A 16,195-nucleotide genomic window follows, 5' to 3' on the forward strand; every position below is an offset into this window, starting at 1 on the left:
GCTAGTGCTAGTATTGGGTTAGGGAGGATTTATCATTGGAGTTCAATCTTATCATTGCCAAAGAACTTGGTCTAAAGCCTAATCAAGTTAAAGAGGCTGTTAACTTACTGGATGGGGGAAATACGATCCCTTTCATTGCCCGTTATCGAAAGGAAGCAACAGGGGAACTCGACGAAAACGTGTTGCGAAATATCGTTGAACGTTTAGACTATTTGCGTCGCTTGGATCAACGAAAAACTGAAGTTCTTCGCCTTATCGGCGAACAGGGTAAGCTTACAGAAGAATTGTCAGCTCAAATCACTACAGCCATGGCACTTCAAGAGGTCGAAGACCTCTATAGACCCTACAAGCAAAAACGTCGTACAAGAGCGACAATTGCTAAGGAGAAAGGGCTTGAACCATTAGCTGAGTGGTTGCTGATACAATATATTAGAGGGGATCCTCAGACGGAAGCGGAAAAATACTTAAATGAGGAGCTGGAGGTCAATTCTACTGAGGAAGCCTTAGCCGGGGCGATGGATATCATTGCAGAAACCATTGCCGATGACGCAGATCTTCGTAAAAGAATTCGCGAGCAGACTTTTAAAACTGCAGATCTGGTAGCTGTTGCAGAGGCGAAGAAAGCTGAAGAACGCTCTCCTTTTGAGATGTATTATGATTATCGGGAGCCTGTTCGGAAGATTCCTCCTCATCGAGTTCTGGCTTTGAATCGTGGGGAAAAGGAAGAGTTCCTATCTGTTAGAGTTGAAACTCCATCGGACACAATCCATCGAATCATTGAAATGAAATATGTTAAAACCGGACAATCTGCCGCTTTGGTACAAAAGGCCGCCTTAGATTCGTATAAGCGATTGATTGAACCTTCTATTGAACGAGAAGTTCGAGCTGAACTTTCTGCTCAAGCAGAAGAGCAAGCTATCAAAGTTTTTGCAGCTAATTTGCGTCAGCTATTACTGCAGCCGCCAGTTCGCGGAAAAATGGTCTTAGGTCTTGACCCCGGCTTTCGAACAGGGTGTAAGTGGGCAATTGTTGATGAAACCGGAAAGCTTTATCAAGTCGGGGTAATCTATCCCCATACCGGAAAGGGTAAACGAGAAGAGGCTAAAGAAATATTGCGGAAGGCGATCAAGGAGTATGGTGCGGATATTATTGCAATCGGGAATGGTACTGCTTCTAGGGAGACAGAAGAGGTTGTAGCAGAGATGATTCAGGAGGATGGAATCCCTGTTGAATTCACCTTGGTTAGTGAAGCCGGAGCATCTGTATATTCTGCTTCCAAATTAGCAGGTGAAGAATTCCCGGACTTTGATCTTTCCTTGCGAAGTGCAGTATCCATCGCTAGAAGGCTTCAAGATCCTTTAGCTGAACTCGTTAAAATCGAACCAAAAGCTGTGGGAGTAGGCCAATATCAGCATGATGTCCAGCCTAAACGGTTAGAAGAGTCCTTGCATGGGGTCGTAGAATCCTGTGTTAATGTAGTGGGCGTTGATCTAAACACTGCCTCAGCATCTCTGCTCCAATATGTCGCCGGCTTAAAGCCTGCAGTGGCAAAAAATATTGTTGCTTTTCGAGATGAACACGGGAAATTTACACGCCGCGATCAGCTTAAGAAAATTCCAAGACTTGGAGCACAAACCTATATTCAGTGCGCTGGATTTATTCGTTTGCCGGATGGGGTTAATCCTTTAGAAAATACACCTGTCCATCCGGAATCCTATCAGCTTGCTGAAGATATCTTGAAAAGCATTGGCTGCACCCCTGTAGATTTGAGGGAACGTCTTACGGATGTTCGGAATAAACTTGCTGTTCTGAACCCGAATGAACTTGCCGAAAGGTTTGGCGCAGGGGTACCCACTGTACGAGATATCTTAGATGCCTTACAAAGACCCGGACGAGATCCTCGGGAGGACTTACCCCGACCTTTGCTTCGGAAGGATATAACTCATATGGAAGATCTGAATGAAGGTATGATTCTAGAAGGAACAGTGCGAAATGTAGTAGATTTTGGAGCTTTTGTAGATATTGGTGTCAAGCATGATGGTCTGGTTCATATTTCCCAATTGAGTGATAAGTTCATTAAACATCCGATGGAAGCGGTAGCTGTCGGTGATATCGTTAAAGTACGTGTTATTGGAATCGACAAGGTAAGAGAACGAGTAAGTCTATCTATGAGAGATATTTTGGCGAATGCTTCATCTGTTTAAGAGGTTAAAGACGCTCGGTGAAAACCAAGCGTCTTTGTGAATGTTTATTAAATATAATAAATAGAGGGTGCGAGGGGTTTTGGTAAAAGTAGATATATATAGAAGTGTTCTCCGGGAATTAGAAGATTGGGATCAATATTTATTAGATGAATCTTGTCTGCCTGGACCTAGAGCAAATCTTGAATTAATCAAGGCAGTTGCCGAAGAAGGGACAGAAGAGAGATTTATGAACTATCTTTCCCTAGACTCAGCTATTGCTCCTTTTGGTTCTGCAGCGGAGTTTTTGCCCATATGTGGTGTTGTTGGTTTAGGGAGTTTGATTGCTCAAGGACGTGTGGAACTTCTTGAACTATTGCGCTCATTTTCTTCCGATATAAGGTGGAGGATAAGAGAAGGGGTAGCAATAGCCTTACAACGGATTGGAGAGTCGAATATTCATGTTCTTTTGAATGAAATGGCTGAATGGAGTGAGGGGAGCCTTTTAGAAAAGCGTTCAGTGGTGGCTGCTTTATGCGAACCAAAGCTCCTTAATCATCAAAAGCATATCAATGTTGTTTTGCAAGTTCTCGATAAAATTACGTTTAACATTATTAGTGAACAAAACAGAAAGTCAAATGATTTTAAAATCCTGAGAAAATCCTTAGGATATGGTTGGAGTGTTGTAGTTGCAGCGGATCCAGAAGATGGAAAGAAATATATGGAAAAATGGTTAGCGCATGATGATAAAGACATTAGGTGGATTATGAAGGAGAACCTGAGAAAAAAACGGCTTGAGAAAATGGACCTGGACTGGACAAGAAGATGGAAAGCTGAACTTGGTGTGAATTAGAAATTTAAAATGGCTTATAAATCGTGTGAATTGGAGGAGTAGACTAAGTATGAAGAAGCTTTATATAAAAAATGGTCTGATTAAAACTATGGCTGGGCAAGAATTTATGGGGTATATCCTTATTGAAGGGGCGAAAATTGCTGCCCTCGGTAAGACCATTGATCTGAACCTTCCTGAAGATGCAGAAGTGATAGATGCTGGGGGGGCTCTCGTCTTGCCGGGATTTATTGATGCTCATTGCCATGTAGGGATTGGAGAAGAGATCTACCGCTGGGAAGGGGAAGACTTTAATGAGATGACAGATCCCGTCACACCGGATATGCGGGCTATTGATGGGATTAACCCAGAAGATGAGGGTTTTAGAGATGCCCGTCTTGGTGGAGTGACTACAGTCTTTACTGTACCTGGAAGTGCCAATGTAATTGGGGGTACCGGTGTGGTTATGAAAACTGCAGGGAAGATTGTTGACAAAATGATAGTGCGTGACCCTGCCGGAATGAAGATAGCATTTGGAGAGAATCCTAAGATGGTTTATGGCGAACAAAAGAAAATGCCCATGACTCGGATGGGAACTGCGGCACTTCTTCGTCAAACCTTAGTGGATGCCCAGACCTATAAGGATAAGTTGGAGCAGGGTGAAACAGATCCTGATAAACTCCCGGAGAGGGACTTAGGCTTAGAGGTTCTCGTTAAGGTATTAAATCGCGAAATCCCCCTTCGAGCTCATGCTCATCGTGCAGATGATATTATGACAGCTATTCGCATTGCCCGAGAGTTCAATGTAGATTTGGTCATAGAACATTGTACTGAAGGACACAAAATTGCAGAGGAACTAGCGGAACAGGGATATCCTGCTGTCGTAGGACCTTTACTTACCAATCGGTCGAAAGTCGAGCTGAAGGATAAATCCTTCCAAACCCCTGGAATTTTAGCTAAGGCTGGGGTCAAGGTAGCAATTATGACGGATCATTCCGTCACCCCAATTGAACAACTTCCTCTTTGTGCAGCTTTAGCGTGTAAAGCAGGGATGGATGAAGAAGATGCTTTGCGGGCTATAACTATAAATGCAGCAGAGATCTTAGGGGTATCTGATCGTATCGGAACTTTAGAAGTCGGGAAGGATGCAGATATTGTTATTTGGTCTGAACATCCTTTTACAATCAAGGCCAACCCACTCTACGTCATCATTAATGGAAAGATTGTAAAGCCAGAAGCTATATAATAAAGCCATTGTATCAGGAGGAAAAAATGGAGCAAAGATTTACAAGTATAACAGTTGAGGATACACGTGAGTTGGGGAAACAACTGGCCGGGTTTTTGTGTGGGGGAGATGTGGTTGCTCTGATAGGGGATTTAGGAGCAGGTAAAACGGCTTTTGCTCAGGGAGTGGGGGAGGGGCTAGCGATCGTTGGCCCTATGACGAGTCCAACCTTCACTTTAATTCATGAATACAATGGTCAAGCAAATGGAACAGAGATTCGCTTGGTTCACATGGATCTTTATCGATTACAACACCCCGAAGAGGCTGAGGTCATCGGAATCGAGGATTCCTTTGTCGAAGATACGATTTGTCTGATAGAATGGCCAAAAATTGCGGAGGATTATTTGCCGGATGATCGCTTAAATGTTGAAATCCATGGAAGTGGAGAAATGCCCCGTGAGATAATTGTTTATTCTAATGACTCTAGGTGGGAGCAACGCTTAAACTTTTTGGCAAATAACAGGAGGTTATAGTGATCCAATGAAATATTTAACCATAGATACTACAACAAAGGTTACAGCCTTAGCTTTAGCGGAAGATGGACGATTAGTTAGTGAGGGTTTTTTACACACCTCAAAAACTCACTCGGAACGAATTATCCCTATGCTCGATCAATTACTTTCAGCTGCGGATTGGTCTCTCCAGGATCTTGAGATGATTGGTGTAGTGCGGGGGCCCGGTTCTTTTACAGGTATTCGTATTGGAATTGCAACAGCCCAGGGATTAGCCCAGGTTCTTAATCTTCCGCTTGTGGCCGTAGTGTCCTTAGATGCTTTGGCCTGGGCTGGTAAGGGCAGAACTGAAGACATTGTTCCCATATTAGATGCACGGAAGAATGAGTGGTATACTGCACGCTATCATTGGCGGTCAGGGGCAGAACGTGCTGATTGTTTAACACCACCACAAGCTATGGCAACTGAACAATGGCTGAATTATTTAAGAGGATTGAATTGTTCACTTTGTTTTGTAGGCGACGCTGCAGCCAAGGCCAAGGGAAGAATTGAGGAAATATTGGGTGAGAGAGCAGTGATTTTACCAGACTATATTAGTTTGCCTCGCGGGGCCTATGCTGCCCAAGCCGTCTGGGAAAGGTGGAAAGAAATTGGTGAAGGGGAACTGGTTGAACCCTACTATATCCGCTTTTCAGAGGCAGAGGTGAATTGGGCGAAGAAAGAGGAAGCGCGGAGGAACGGGAAAGATGAATAACGGGATTATACGTCCCATGCTTGTGGAAGATCTCGAGGCAATAATGGAAATAGAAATTGCTTCTTTTTCTACACCTTGGTCCGTACAAGCCTTTAAAGCAGAGTTGAAAGATAATGAATATGCCAGGTATTCTTGCTTAGAGTTAGATGGCAAGGTAATTGGTTATATGGGACTCTGGTTTATACTTGATGAAGGTCATATTACAAACGTAGCAATTGCTCCGAACTATCGGGGGCAACAATGGGGAGAGTTTTTGATGCGGACTGTTATGGCTAAAATGGCAGCTGAGGGAATGGAACGCATGACACTTGAGGTTCGAAAATCGAATAGCCCAGCCCAGTCCTTATATCAACGCTTGGGTTTTACTACCGCAGGAGTTCGAAAAGGGTATTATGCGGATACAGGAGAAGATGCTTTGATTATGTGGGCAGAATTAGGAATGGAGGTGAATAAGGCATGACTGGGAAGCAAAAAGGCAAAATTATAATTTTGGGAATTGAAACCAGCTGCGATGAGACATCGGCAGCAGTTTTGGCGGATGGTACGGATCTTCGGAGTCATGTTATCTCCTCACAGATATCTACTCATCAAAAGTATGGGGGAGTTGTACCTGAAATTGCTTCCAGGGAGCATAGCATGCATTTTCGACCAGTTGTTCAGCAGGCTCTTGATGAGGCCCAGGTAACCTTTCAGGATTTGTCTGCCATTGCTGTTACCTACGGTCCCGGACTAGTCGGGTCCTTATTAGTTGGGGTTTCTGGAGCAAAAGCTATGGCCTACGCATCGAAGATACCTTTGATTGGAATTAATCACCTGGAAGCTCATATCTACGCTAATTTTATTCAGCAAAAAGACTTGCAGTTTCCCCTGCTAGCCTTATTAGTTTCCGGCGGGCATACCCATCTGATTCTGTTTGAAGGCCATGGGAAGTATGAAGTATTGGGGTACACTCGAGATGATGCAGCAGGAGAAGCTTTAGATAAAGTAGCTAGAACTTTAGGGTTAGGTTATCCGGGAGGTCCTCAGATCCAAAGGGTGAGTCAAGAGGGCAATCCTCAGGCTTTTAAATTTCCCAGGGCGATGCTGGAGGCGGATAGTTTGGATTTTAGTTTTAGTGGTATGAAATCTGCCGTCTTAAACACCTTGAACTCAGCTCGGATGCGTGGAGAGGTATTAAGTGTTCCGGATATTGCAGCTTCTTTCCAGGAAGCGGTAGTCGATGTATTGGTACGCAAGACCTTAATGGCTATTAAAAGAACAGGGGTTAAGACTCTGCTCCTAGCAGGTGGAGTTGCAGCTAATAAGCTGCTGCGTGAAACCTTAGAAATGTCTTTATTAAAGCTAGGGATCCGGCTGGTCTATCCAGAGCCTATTTATTGTACTGACAATGGGGCTATGATAGCAACGGCCGGATATTATCATTACTTAGTGGGAGACTTCGCACCCTGGACTCTAAACGCAGTTCCCGGACTTAGTTTTCCCAGGCTAAACAATTAAAGCAATAATCCTCTGTTAAGGAAGCATATGTTCTGTGGATAAGGTAGACCTGTGGACAATGTGGATAAGTCTGTAGATAACTCATTATAGCGGCTTTGCAGTTTTGCACAGGATGGGTTGGTTTTGGGATAGTATTATCCACAGACTCTGTGGATAATGTGGATAACCTAAGAATAAGGCGCAATAATTGGATTTTCTAAGTGGATAACTTTGTGGGTTTTAGGAGAACGAATGGATAATGTGAATAGAACCTATGAGTGATAAGTTGCAGATATTAAAGTTATTAACAAAATATTTTAATTTTTTGGGGAAGGATTTTGCCTAGATTAATCGAATAATTCTAAATGCACGAGATTTTACCAAAGGGGTAGCTCAAAGATGAATGAAGAATCGTATTGTTCAAAGATTGAAGTGCGCAAATCGTGTTTACAGCAACGGGCCGCTTTAGGAGAGCAAGAGAGAAGCAATAAAAGTTTTTTAATCCGGAAAAAGTTAGAAGACCTGCCGGAATTCAAAACAGCTCAAACAGTGATGTTATTCCTTAACTTTCGCGATGAAGTCGAAACAACTGCCTCAGCGGAAGCGGTAGTTGCGTGTAAAAAAAAGCTTATATTACCTCGTTGTGCGCCTAAGGGGATACTTCTTCCTCTGAAAGTCAGCAATCTAGCGGTAGATCTTGAGCCGGGAGCTTGGGGAATTCGTGAACCAAAACTGACGAATGAGGAGGTAAATCCTTTAGAGATTGATTTAGTCGTTGTACCTGGAGCGGGATTTGACCTGCAGGGAAATCGCTTAGGGTATGGGGGAGGCTTTTATGATCGCTTTTTTCCGCGATTAAAGAGCTTGACGCCCAGGGTAGCTCTTGGTTTTGAATGTCAGATTATTGACCAAGTACCTGTTGATAAGCACGATGTTAAAATGACTAAATTAGTCACGGAAAAAATGGTCTACGATTTTGGAAAAATAGCAAATCAATAGGGGGGATTTTTTTGTGCACTGCGTGTGAAGAGCTAGTAGATCCTAAGGAAATCCAGCTGGAAGAAATAATTAATAGGCATAAACATCAGAACGGACCTCTTATCCCAGTTTTGCAAGGAGCACAAGAGGTTTATGGGTATTTGCCTGCTCATGTGCTAAAACACATTAGTAAAGCCTTGCATATCCCGTTAGCCAGAATTTATGGTGTAGTTACATTTTATGCCCAGTTTCGCTTAACTCCTATGGGACGTAATTTAATCAATATCTGTTTGGGAACTGCTTGTCATGTTCGTGGCGGTGCCAAGATTGTAGAAGCTCTTGAAAAGGAATTAAAGATTAAAGATGGAGCTACAACAGAGGATGGACGTTTTACTTTAGAAGTCGTGGCCTGCATTGGAGCTTGTGGACTGGCACCTGTAATATCAATTAACAATGAGGTTCATGGACGTTTAGTACCGGAGAGCATTGCCGGGATATTGGCTAAATACGAGTAGGGGGATAAAGGGATGGCTGAGAACCAACGGATTCTAGTTTGTGCAGGAACCGGATGTGCCTCATCAGGAGCACTTCCAATCATTGATATCTTGAAAGAGGAAATCAAGCGGCAAGGACTTGAAGAAACCGTAAGTGTCGTTGGAACGGGATGTCAAGGTTTTTGCGAAAAAGGACCTACGCTAGTTATTGAGCCCCAGCACATTTTATATACCCGTGTCACTAAAGAGGATGTCGAGGAAATCGTATCCCAAGAGCTTATCAAGGGAGAACGGGTTGAGCGGCTTCTGCTCATTGATCAGACAACTCAAAAACCTGTCAGCTCAATGTCAGAAATTAGATTTTTCGCAAAGCAGCATCGAATTGTGCTTCACAATTGTGGTGTCATTGATCCTCAGAAAATTAATGATTATACAGCCCGGGAAGGCTATAAGGGTATCCAAAAGGCTCTTAAAGAAATGTCGCCTGAAGAGGTCATGGAAGAAGTTAAGAAGTCAGGGCTGCGGGGGCGTGGCGGTGCTGGATTCCCTACCGGCGTAAAGTGGGGTTTTTGCCGTCAAACTCCTAGTGATAAAAAGTATATTATTTGTAACGCTGACGAAGGGGATCCGGGGGCATTTATGGATCGCAGTGTTCTTGAAGGAGATCCCCATTCGGTTATTGAGGGAATGCTCATTGGTGCCTATGCCATCGGAGCTGATGAAGGCTATGTTTATTGTCGCGCAGAGTATCCTCTAGCCATTAAGCACTTGGAAACTGCCATAAAGCAGGCAGAAGAGGCTGGCTATTTAGGAGATAATATTCTTGGTTCCGGCTTTAATTTCCGTCTTAATGTCTTCGCCGGTGCGGGAGCTTTTGTCTGTGGAGAAGAGACCGCCCTGATGGCTTCTATCGAAGGAAAACGCGGAATGCCTAGGGTTCGTCCTCCTTTCCCGGCTGTTAGCGGGCTATGGGGCAAACCAACTAATATTAACAACGTTGAAACATGGTCCAATATTCCTCATATTTTGCGCAATGGTGCAGAGTGGTATACTCAATTTGGTACGGAAAAAAGTAAAGGAACTAAGATCTTTGCTTTAACAGGTAAGGTCAACAATACAGGCTTGGTAGAAGTTCCAATGGGAACAACTCTCAGAGAGATCATCTTTGACATCGGAGATGGAATTCAGGGCGGCAAGAAATTTAAAGCTGTTCAAATCGGCGGCCCCTCCGGTGGCTGTCTGCCTGAGGACATGCTTGATTTGGCAGTAGATTATGATACTTTGACACAAGCCGGAGCAATGGTGGGCTCAGGCGGACTGGTTATTATGGATGAGACCACTTGTATGGTGGATATCGCCCGTTATTTCTTAAACTTTTCCAAGAAAGAATCCTGTGGGAAATGTACACCATGTCGTGAAGGAACCACGCGGATGTATGAGATCCTGGATAGAATTACCAAGGGAGAAGGTAAAGAGGAAGATCTTGATACCTTAGAAAATCTTGCTTATACCATTAAGGAAACCTCCCTTTGCGGATTAGGTCAGTTTGCACCAAGCCCAATTCTGGCGACTTTGAAGTATTTCAGGCATGAATATGAGGCGCACATTCATGATCATAAATGTCCGGCTCACAACTGTACGGCCCTTCTGAGTTATACTATTGATACCGAGAAATGTAAAATGTGCAGCCTTTGTGCTAAAAACTGTCCCACAAACTGCATTTCAGGAGATAAGAAAACCAATACTCCCTATGTTATTGATGAAGATAAGTGTATTAAATGTGGAACTTGTATGGATAAGTGCAAGTTTGGAGCGATCAGCAGAGCATAAGTATAACTATTGAGAGGAGTGAATACTTTGGAGTGGCTTACATTAACAATTGATGGACGTGAAGTCAGTGTACCTAAAGGTACGACAGTACTTGATGCCTGTCGGATGAATAATATTCCTATTCCAACCTTGTGTCATGCGCCGGAGCTAACCTCTGCGGGAGCATGCCGTCTGTGTGTGGTTCAAATCGAAGGGATGCGCAATCTTCCCCCCTCCTGTGTTACTCAAGCAGCACAGGGTATGAAGGTTGAGACCCAAAATCCTAAGGTTCGCCAAGCACGAAAAACTATCCTGGAACTCCTTGTTGCCAATCATCCGTTAGATTGCATGACCTGTCAGAAGATGGGAGATTGTTCATTGGCAGAATATGCCTATGACTATGGGGTAACCGGTGAGGTCTATCAAGGCGAGAAGCGCTGTCTGCCAATTGATGACAGTAATCCTTTTATTCTGCGCGACCCGAATAAATGTATCTTATGCGGAAAATGTATTAAGGCTTGTACAGAAATTCAAGGAAAAAGCATTCTAGACTTTTCCTTTAGAGGTTTTGATACACAAGTAGGTCCTGCTTTCAATCTGCCTTATAAAGAGTCCGATTGTGATTTTTGTGGATCTTGCGTTTCAGTATGTCCTGTTGGAGCACTGACTGAAAAGCAAATGGTCGGCAAAGGACGTCCTTGGGAAGTATCCAAAGTCCAAACGACTTGTCCTTTCTGCGGAGTAGGTTGTAACTTTGATTTGAATGTTAAAGACGGAAAGGTCATTGGAGTAACTTCTAATCCTGAGGCACCGGTTAATGGCAAAGCTTTGTGTGTTAAAGGCCGTTTTGGCATGGACATGATCTATAGCGACAATCGTGTAACCACACCTTTAATTAGAAAAAATGGAGAACTGGTTCCGGCAGATTGGGATGAGGCTCTGGATTTGGTCGCCTCTAAGTTGGGAGAGATTAAAAAGACCTATGGTCCCAACTCTATAGCTGCTTTAAGCTCAGCTCACTGCACAAATGAAGAAAATTACCTGATGCAAAAGTTCATGCGCGCGGTAATCGGTACGAATAATATCGATCACTGCGCAAGGACTTGACACGCTCCCACTGTGGCCGGTCTGGCCACCTCATTTGGATCCGGAGCGATGACTAATTCCATTAATGAAATTCCTAACGTTAAGGCTATGTTTGTTATTGGTGCTAACCCGACAGAAGCTCATCCGGTAATCGGAACTAAAATGAAACAAGCCCTGGCTAAAGGCGCTAAACTGATTGTTGCTGACCCTCGGTGTATCAATCTTGCCGAAGATGCAGATGTTTGGTTGAGACTGAGGCCAGGAACGGATATTGCTTTGATCAACGGAATCATGAACATTATTCTGGCTAACGGGTGGGAAGATAAAGAGTTTATTGCTGAACGAACAGAAGGCTTTGAAAACGTTAAAGAAGCAGTAAAGGAATATACTCCTGAAGTAGTAAGTAAAGTAACTGGGGTTTCCGTAGAACAGCTCGAAGAAGCCGCCAGAATCTATGCTACCGCTGAACGAGCTTCAATCTTCTATACCTTAGGGATAACTGAGCATACCTGTGGTACGGACAATGTCATGAGTCTGGCAAACCTAGCTATGCTGACAGGAAATATTGGTAAGGAGAGTTCAGGGGTTAACCCAATGCGCGGCCAGAATAACGTACAGGGTGCCTGTGATATGGGAGCACTTCCCAATGTTTATCCCGGTTACCAACAGGTTGCCAGCCCAGAAGTACGAGCCAAGTTCGAGGCAGCTTGGGGTGTTCCCCTTGATCCGAATCCCGGCTTTATGATTCCAGATATGTTTGGAGCTGCAGTTAGTAAAGATCTGCGTGCTCTGTATGTCTTAGGAGAAGATCCGGTCATTACGGATGCCGATGCGAACCATGTACGCAAAGGTCTTGAGGCCTTGGACTTCCTTGTTGTTCAAGAAATTTTCTTGTCTGAAACAGCAAAACTAGCGGATGTCGTCTTACCTGGTGCTAGTTATGCAGAGAAGACAGGCACTTTCACAAATACTGAGCGAAGAGTGCAATTGGTAAATCAGGCCATTAAGCCTATTGGAAATGCTAAGACAGATGGGGAGATCATTTGTGAGCTGGCTACTCGTATGGGTTACCCCTTCAACTATGAATCTTCTGCAGATGTCATGCAGGAAATTTCAAAGCTCGCACCACAATTTGCTGGTATAACCCATGAGCGCTTAGGAACACAAGGCCTGCAATGGCCTGTACCCCATGCGGAGCACCCAGGAACCAAGTTCCTGCATGAAGGGAAGTTTAACCGGGGCAAAGGACTCTTTATGGCCGTAGAAAATCAGTTGCCTGCTGAATTGCCCGATGAGGAATATCCTTTCTTGCTCAATACCGGACGTAAACTCTCTCACTATAATGTTTTCACCCAACACTCCCCTTCATTAGGCATCCATTCTCCTGAAGAGCTTGCTGAGGTTAATCCTTCAGACGCTAAGAAACTGGGAATTGAAGATGGAGAAGTAGTCCAAGTAGCATCACGCCGTGGTGAGCTGAAAACTAAAGTTAAAGTAACTGAGAGAGTCCCAGAAGGCATGGTCTTCATGACACTTCACTATTTTGATTCACCAACCAATGTCCTGACCAATGGTGCCTATGATAAAGTTACCAAAACCTATGAGTATAAAGTATGTGGTGTAAAAATTTCCAAGGTTAGCTAAGATCCAAAAGGGGCCGATGCTTTACGAACTCAGTTCGTAGAGCATCGGCCCCCCGTGTTGTGTGCGTGTTGTGCGTGTTGTGGGGACGGTCCTTTTAACACACTATAGTGTGTTAAAAGGACCGTCCCCACAACACGTGACTTAGAAGTTTGAATATGGTACATTGAGGGTAGAATGAATGATTGGGGAAGTGAGGATTTTTGAAACAAGAAATAGTAATGTATACATTACCCCTTTGCCCATATTGCGCACGGGCTAAACGATTCCTCACGGGCAGAGGAATTATGTTTTCAGAAAAGAATATCCTGATTCCGAAGAATTTTAAAGAATTGCGGAATATGACAAATTCGATTGGAGTTCCGGTAACCATTGTAGGCAAACGAATCTTGACTCGTTTTTCGTTAGCTGAATATGAGGAGGTCTTTAGAAATTAGTACTCCAAAATCCGAAATACAAGTTCCTAGGTTGCAGGCAACCGGGGTTTTATTAGCGGGTGGAAAAAGCTCACGGATGAAAAAGGATAAGGCGTTTCTTGAGATAGAAGGACAGTCATTGGCTGAACGAAGTCTTAAGGTCTTGAAGGCTTTATTTCCAGAGGTGTTAATCAGTAGTAATCAGCCCGAACTCTTTGCCCAGTATGAGTTACCGGTTATTCGAGATGAGGTTATAGGTCGAGGCCCCTTGGAGGGGCTCTATCAAGGTCTTAAAGCAGCAAAGCATGATGTCGTATTTTTTGTTGCCTGTGATATGCCGTTTTTGGAAATAGAACTTATTCGTTTTTTAGCAAAGTGGAGTTCGGATTATGATTTAGTCGTCCCAAAACTTCAGTCTGGCCTTCATCCATTGCATGCTTTTTATCATCGGCGTTGTCTGAGTGCAATAAAAAATAATCTTGAGGCAGGCCGCCTGAAGATTATTGATTTCTATTCAGCATGTTCAGCTAAGTATGTTGATGAAAAGGAAATGAGTGGTTGTTTTACTGATTTAACGAATGCGTTTTGCAACGTAAACACACCAGAAGAATGGTCTTATATCAATAAGACCATAACCCCCATTTAGAATTCATTAGAGTTACAAATGATACGTTCGCTGCAAGTATAAATATTTACCCGTTGTTCCCTGGCAAAGCCTAGAACTGTAATATTCAGAGCAGTTGCTTGCGCGAGAGCCATATCCGTTGGAGCACCTCGAGCAATAAGGATAGGTGCTTTCATTTTGGCAACCTTAAGTAGTATTTCAGAGGCAACTCGACCACTGAAAAATACTACATGGTTTTCAAGATTTAATCTTTTGCGAAAGGCTTCCCCACTTAGTTTATCAAAAACATTATGTCTGCCGATATCATAACTTGTCATAAGGACTTTTCCTTGGTAACCTATTCCGCCGCTATGGATACCTCCGGTTTTTGCAAAGAGGGGGAGATATGACTGTAGGAATTTTGCGTAACTATAAGCTTCTTGAAGAGAGATACGATAGTTCGAGGTTATTGGTTTAACCATCAGGGCATCATTGGCAAAGCAAAAGGACGCTCTGCTTTTACCACAACAAGCTGAAACGTATCGTTTACTCATTAGCTCTTTTTGTAAAACGCAGGGCCTGCCTTCGACCCAAATCATGAAGTTCGCAGGATCTTGTCGTATTTCGTATACGTCCTCGGGAACTTGGATAAATCCCTCATTAAATAAAAAACCAAGGGTAAGCTCTTCGATTTGAGAAGGAGAGCACAATAGTGTTGCTATTTCCTCCCTGTTATAGTGAACGGTTAGGGGAATTTCTCGAACAACTGTATCATCTAGCCATTCTAATAATTCACCGTTGGCTTTAAGAATGGTATGGGTAACGGTTTCATTTGTCATAAATCCTCCTTGGACATAGCCTTTCTTATAGTGTACAATATTATTAAAGAAACCTAAATGTTTTTTCGATAGAATAATAAATAGAAAATAATTAAATCATAAAAAGCGAGCTATTTAAAGAAGATCTAAAAAAGGAAATTGGCTTTAAATGGCGAATTATAACTTTAAGAAAAAACAATTGAATTACTCCGAAGCTGAGTTACCTAAAGCATCTGCAATGGTGACCAGACAAGTGTCATAGGCACTCGGGTATTATGGGAAACTGTAATATCTCCTGTTGGAAAGGAGTCTGTCGACAGGTGGAATTAAACCCACGGTTGTTTGCAGACCGTGGGTTTTTTTGTTGTTTAAAAATAATAATCTGAGAAGAGGAGTCATAATGCAAGATCAATATCTTAGACGAATTGAATATCTCAGAATTTCTATCACAGATCGTTGTAATCTTCGGTGTCAATATTGCATGCCGGCTGAAGGAGTTCAATGGTTGCCTCATGACTCTATTCTTTCCTTCGAAGAAATTTTAAGATTAATGAGGATAAGTACACAATTAGGCTTCCGGCGCTTTCGAGTTACAGGCGGTGAACCTTTAGTTCGCAAGGGTATTTTAGGTTTTTTGCGGGAAAGTGCTCAACTACCGGGAGTAGATGATCTTATGCTAACAACTAACGGATTGTTACTTCCGGAAATGGCTTTTGATATAAAGTCGGCAGGGGTTCAGCGCATAAATATTAGCTTGGATACCATGGATCGAGATCGTTTTTACGAAAACACGCGTGGTGGTGACGTTTCAAAAGTTATTCAAGGGATTTTTCGTTCCCTTGAGGCGGGCCTCAATCCAGTTAAAATTAATGTGGTGGTTGTACGGGGATTTAATACAGATGAGTTGCCGAGCTTTCTTACCCTAGCTAAGGAATATCCGCTTCACGTTCGATTCATCGAGCTTATGCCGATTGGAGTCAGCTCCGAGCATAGGTCAGATTTTGTCTCAATTCAAGAAATGAAGGAGCTTCTGGGACTTGAGGATGATATTCCCATTAAGGACATTCCCGGCGGAGGACCTGCAGAGTATTTTCGACCCAATGGTTATAAGGGAAGTATAGGCTTTATTAGTGCCTTAAGTCGCCATTTTTGCAATACCTGCAATCGGGTGCGCTTAACTGCGGATGGAAAATTAAGACCATGCCTCCACAGCAAGCATGAAGTCGATTTTCGAGAAGTTTTGCGGTCAGGTATCTCCGACCAGGAAGTTATGAAATTGTTTGCTCAGGCTGTATGGCATAAACCAGCAGAGCATCATATGAACAACGAAGCGTGGCAAGATACACGCGTAATGTCTCAGATCGGAGGGTGAA

Annotated in this window: 15 protein-coding genes and 1 riboswitch; of the genes, 14 read left to right on the forward strand and 1 reads right to left on the reverse strand. The window is 43.3% G+C overall.

Features of this window, described 5'->3' with window-relative positions; translation table 11 throughout:
• Positions 1–35 precede the first annotated feature (35 nt).
• The 13 genes from DESMER_RS03365 to mobA all read left to right on the forward strand — a co-directional run bounded on the left by DESMER_RS03365 (position 36) and on the right by mobA (position 14,046).
• Positions 36–2,204 (forward strand): Tex family protein, encoded by a 2,169-nt coding sequence (locus DESMER_RS03365; protein WP_014901655.1) that lies wholly within the window; start codon positions 36–38, stop codon positions 2,202–2,204.
• 79 nt (positions 2,205–2,283) lie between these two features.
• On the forward strand, positions 2,284–3,033 hold the full coding sequence (locus tag DESMER_RS03370; protein WP_014901656.1) for a hypothetical protein: 750 nt from the start codon (positions 2,284–2,286) through the stop codon (positions 3,031–3,033).
• Between the two features lie 49 nt (positions 3,034–3,082).
• Positions 3,083–4,255: an amidohydrolase gene (locus tag DESMER_RS03375; RefSeq protein WP_014901657.1), complete on the forward strand. Its 1,173-nt coding sequence runs from the start codon at positions 3,083–3,085 to the stop codon at positions 4,253–4,255.
• Between the two features lie 26 nt (positions 4,256–4,281).
• A complete protein-coding gene (tsaE, locus tag DESMER_RS03380; protein ID WP_014901658.1) occupies positions 4,282–4,767 on the forward strand; it encodes a tRNA (adenosine(37)-N6)-threonylcarbamoyltransferase complex ATPase subunit type 1 TsaE in 486 nt (161 codons plus the stop codon).
• A gap of 7 nt (positions 4,768–4,774) precedes the next feature.
• Positions 4,775–5,500 carry a tRNA (adenosine(37)-N6)-threonylcarbamoyltransferase complex dimerization subunit type 1 TsaB gene (tsaB, locus tag DESMER_RS03385; RefSeq protein WP_014901659.1) on the forward strand — a complete coding sequence of 242 codons (726 nt, stop codon included), beginning with the start codon at positions 4,775–4,777 and terminating at the stop codon, positions 5,498–5,500.
• Positions 5,493–5,960: a ribosomal protein S18-alanine N-acetyltransferase gene (gene rimI, locus DESMER_RS03390; RefSeq protein WP_014901660.1), complete on the forward strand. Its 468-nt coding sequence runs from the start codon at positions 5,493–5,495 to the stop codon at positions 5,958–5,960. The genes tsaB and rimI overlap by 8 nt, the downstream gene beginning before the upstream one ends.
• Positions 5,957–6,997, forward strand: coding sequence for a tRNA (adenosine(37)-N6)-threonylcarbamoyltransferase complex transferase subunit TsaD (tsaD, locus tag DESMER_RS03395; protein WP_014901661.1), 1,041 nt, complete (start codon positions 5,957–5,959; stop codon positions 6,995–6,997). Before rimI ends, tsaD begins: the two co-directional genes overlap by 4 nt.
• Positions 6,998–7,375: 378 nt before the next feature.
• The gene (locus DESMER_RS03400) at positions 7,376–7,975 is read left to right on the forward strand and encodes a 5-formyltetrahydrofolate cyclo-ligase (protein WP_014901662.1); all 600 of its coding nucleotides are present in this window, start codon (positions 7,376–7,378) and stop codon (positions 7,973–7,975) included.
• A gap of 11 nt (positions 7,976–7,986) precedes the next feature.
• On the forward strand, positions 7,987–8,469 hold the full coding sequence (gene nuoE / locus DESMER_RS03405) for an NADH-quinone oxidoreductase subunit NuoE (protein WP_014901663.1): 483 nt from the start codon (positions 7,987–7,989) through the stop codon (positions 8,467–8,469).
• Positions 8,470–8,481: 12 nt separating this feature from the next.
• The gene (gene nuoF / locus DESMER_RS03410; protein ID WP_014901664.1) at positions 8,482–10,278 is read left to right on the forward strand and encodes an NADH-quinone oxidoreductase subunit NuoF; all 1,797 of its coding nucleotides are present in this window, start codon (positions 8,482–8,484) and stop codon (positions 10,276–10,278) included.
• Positions 10,279–10,305: 27 nt separating this feature from the next.
• Positions 10,306–12,987, forward strand: coding sequence for a formate dehydrogenase subunit alpha (gene fdhF, locus DESMER_RS22820; RefSeq protein ID WP_014901665.1), 2,682 nt, complete (start codon positions 10,306–10,308; stop codon positions 12,985–12,987).
• A 200-nt stretch (positions 12,988–13,187) separates the two neighbouring features.
• On the forward strand, positions 13,188–13,421 hold the full coding sequence (locus DESMER_RS03425) for a glutaredoxin family protein (protein WP_014901666.1): 234 nt from the start codon (positions 13,188–13,190) through the stop codon (positions 13,419–13,421).
• Positions 13,399–14,046 (forward strand): molybdenum cofactor guanylyltransferase, encoded by a 648-nt coding sequence (mobA, locus tag DESMER_RS03430; RefSeq protein WP_282433050.1) that lies wholly within the window; start codon positions 13,399–13,401, stop codon positions 14,044–14,046. The genes DESMER_RS03425 and mobA overlap by 23 nt, the downstream gene beginning before the upstream one ends.
• Here mobA and fdhD read toward each other — a convergent pair.
• The gene (gene fdhD, locus DESMER_RS03435; protein ID WP_014901668.1) at positions 14,043–14,843 is read right to left on the reverse strand and encodes a formate dehydrogenase accessory sulfurtransferase FdhD; all 801 of its coding nucleotides are present in this window, start codon (positions 14,841–14,843) and stop codon (positions 14,043–14,045) included. The two genes, mobA and fdhD, sit on opposite strands and share 4 nt — an antisense overlap.
• Positions 14,844–15,017: 174 nt before the next feature.
• Positions 15,018–15,147, forward strand: a riboswitch (molybdenum cofactor riboswitch).
• A gap of 75 nt (positions 15,148–15,222) precedes the next feature.
• On the opposite strand from fdhD, the gene moaA reads away from it, so the two are divergent.
• On the forward strand, positions 15,223–16,194 hold the full coding sequence (gene moaA, locus DESMER_RS03440) for a GTP 3',8-cyclase MoaA (protein ID WP_014901670.1): 972 nt from the start codon (positions 15,223–15,225) through the stop codon (positions 16,192–16,194).
• The last annotated feature ends 1 nt before the right edge of the window (position 16,195 follow it).

Source organism: Desulfosporosinus meridiei DSM 13257 (assembly GCF_000231385.2).
Lineage (GTDB): Bacteria > Bacillota > Desulfitobacteriia > Desulfitobacteriales > Desulfitobacteriaceae > Desulfosporosinus > Desulfosporosinus meridiei.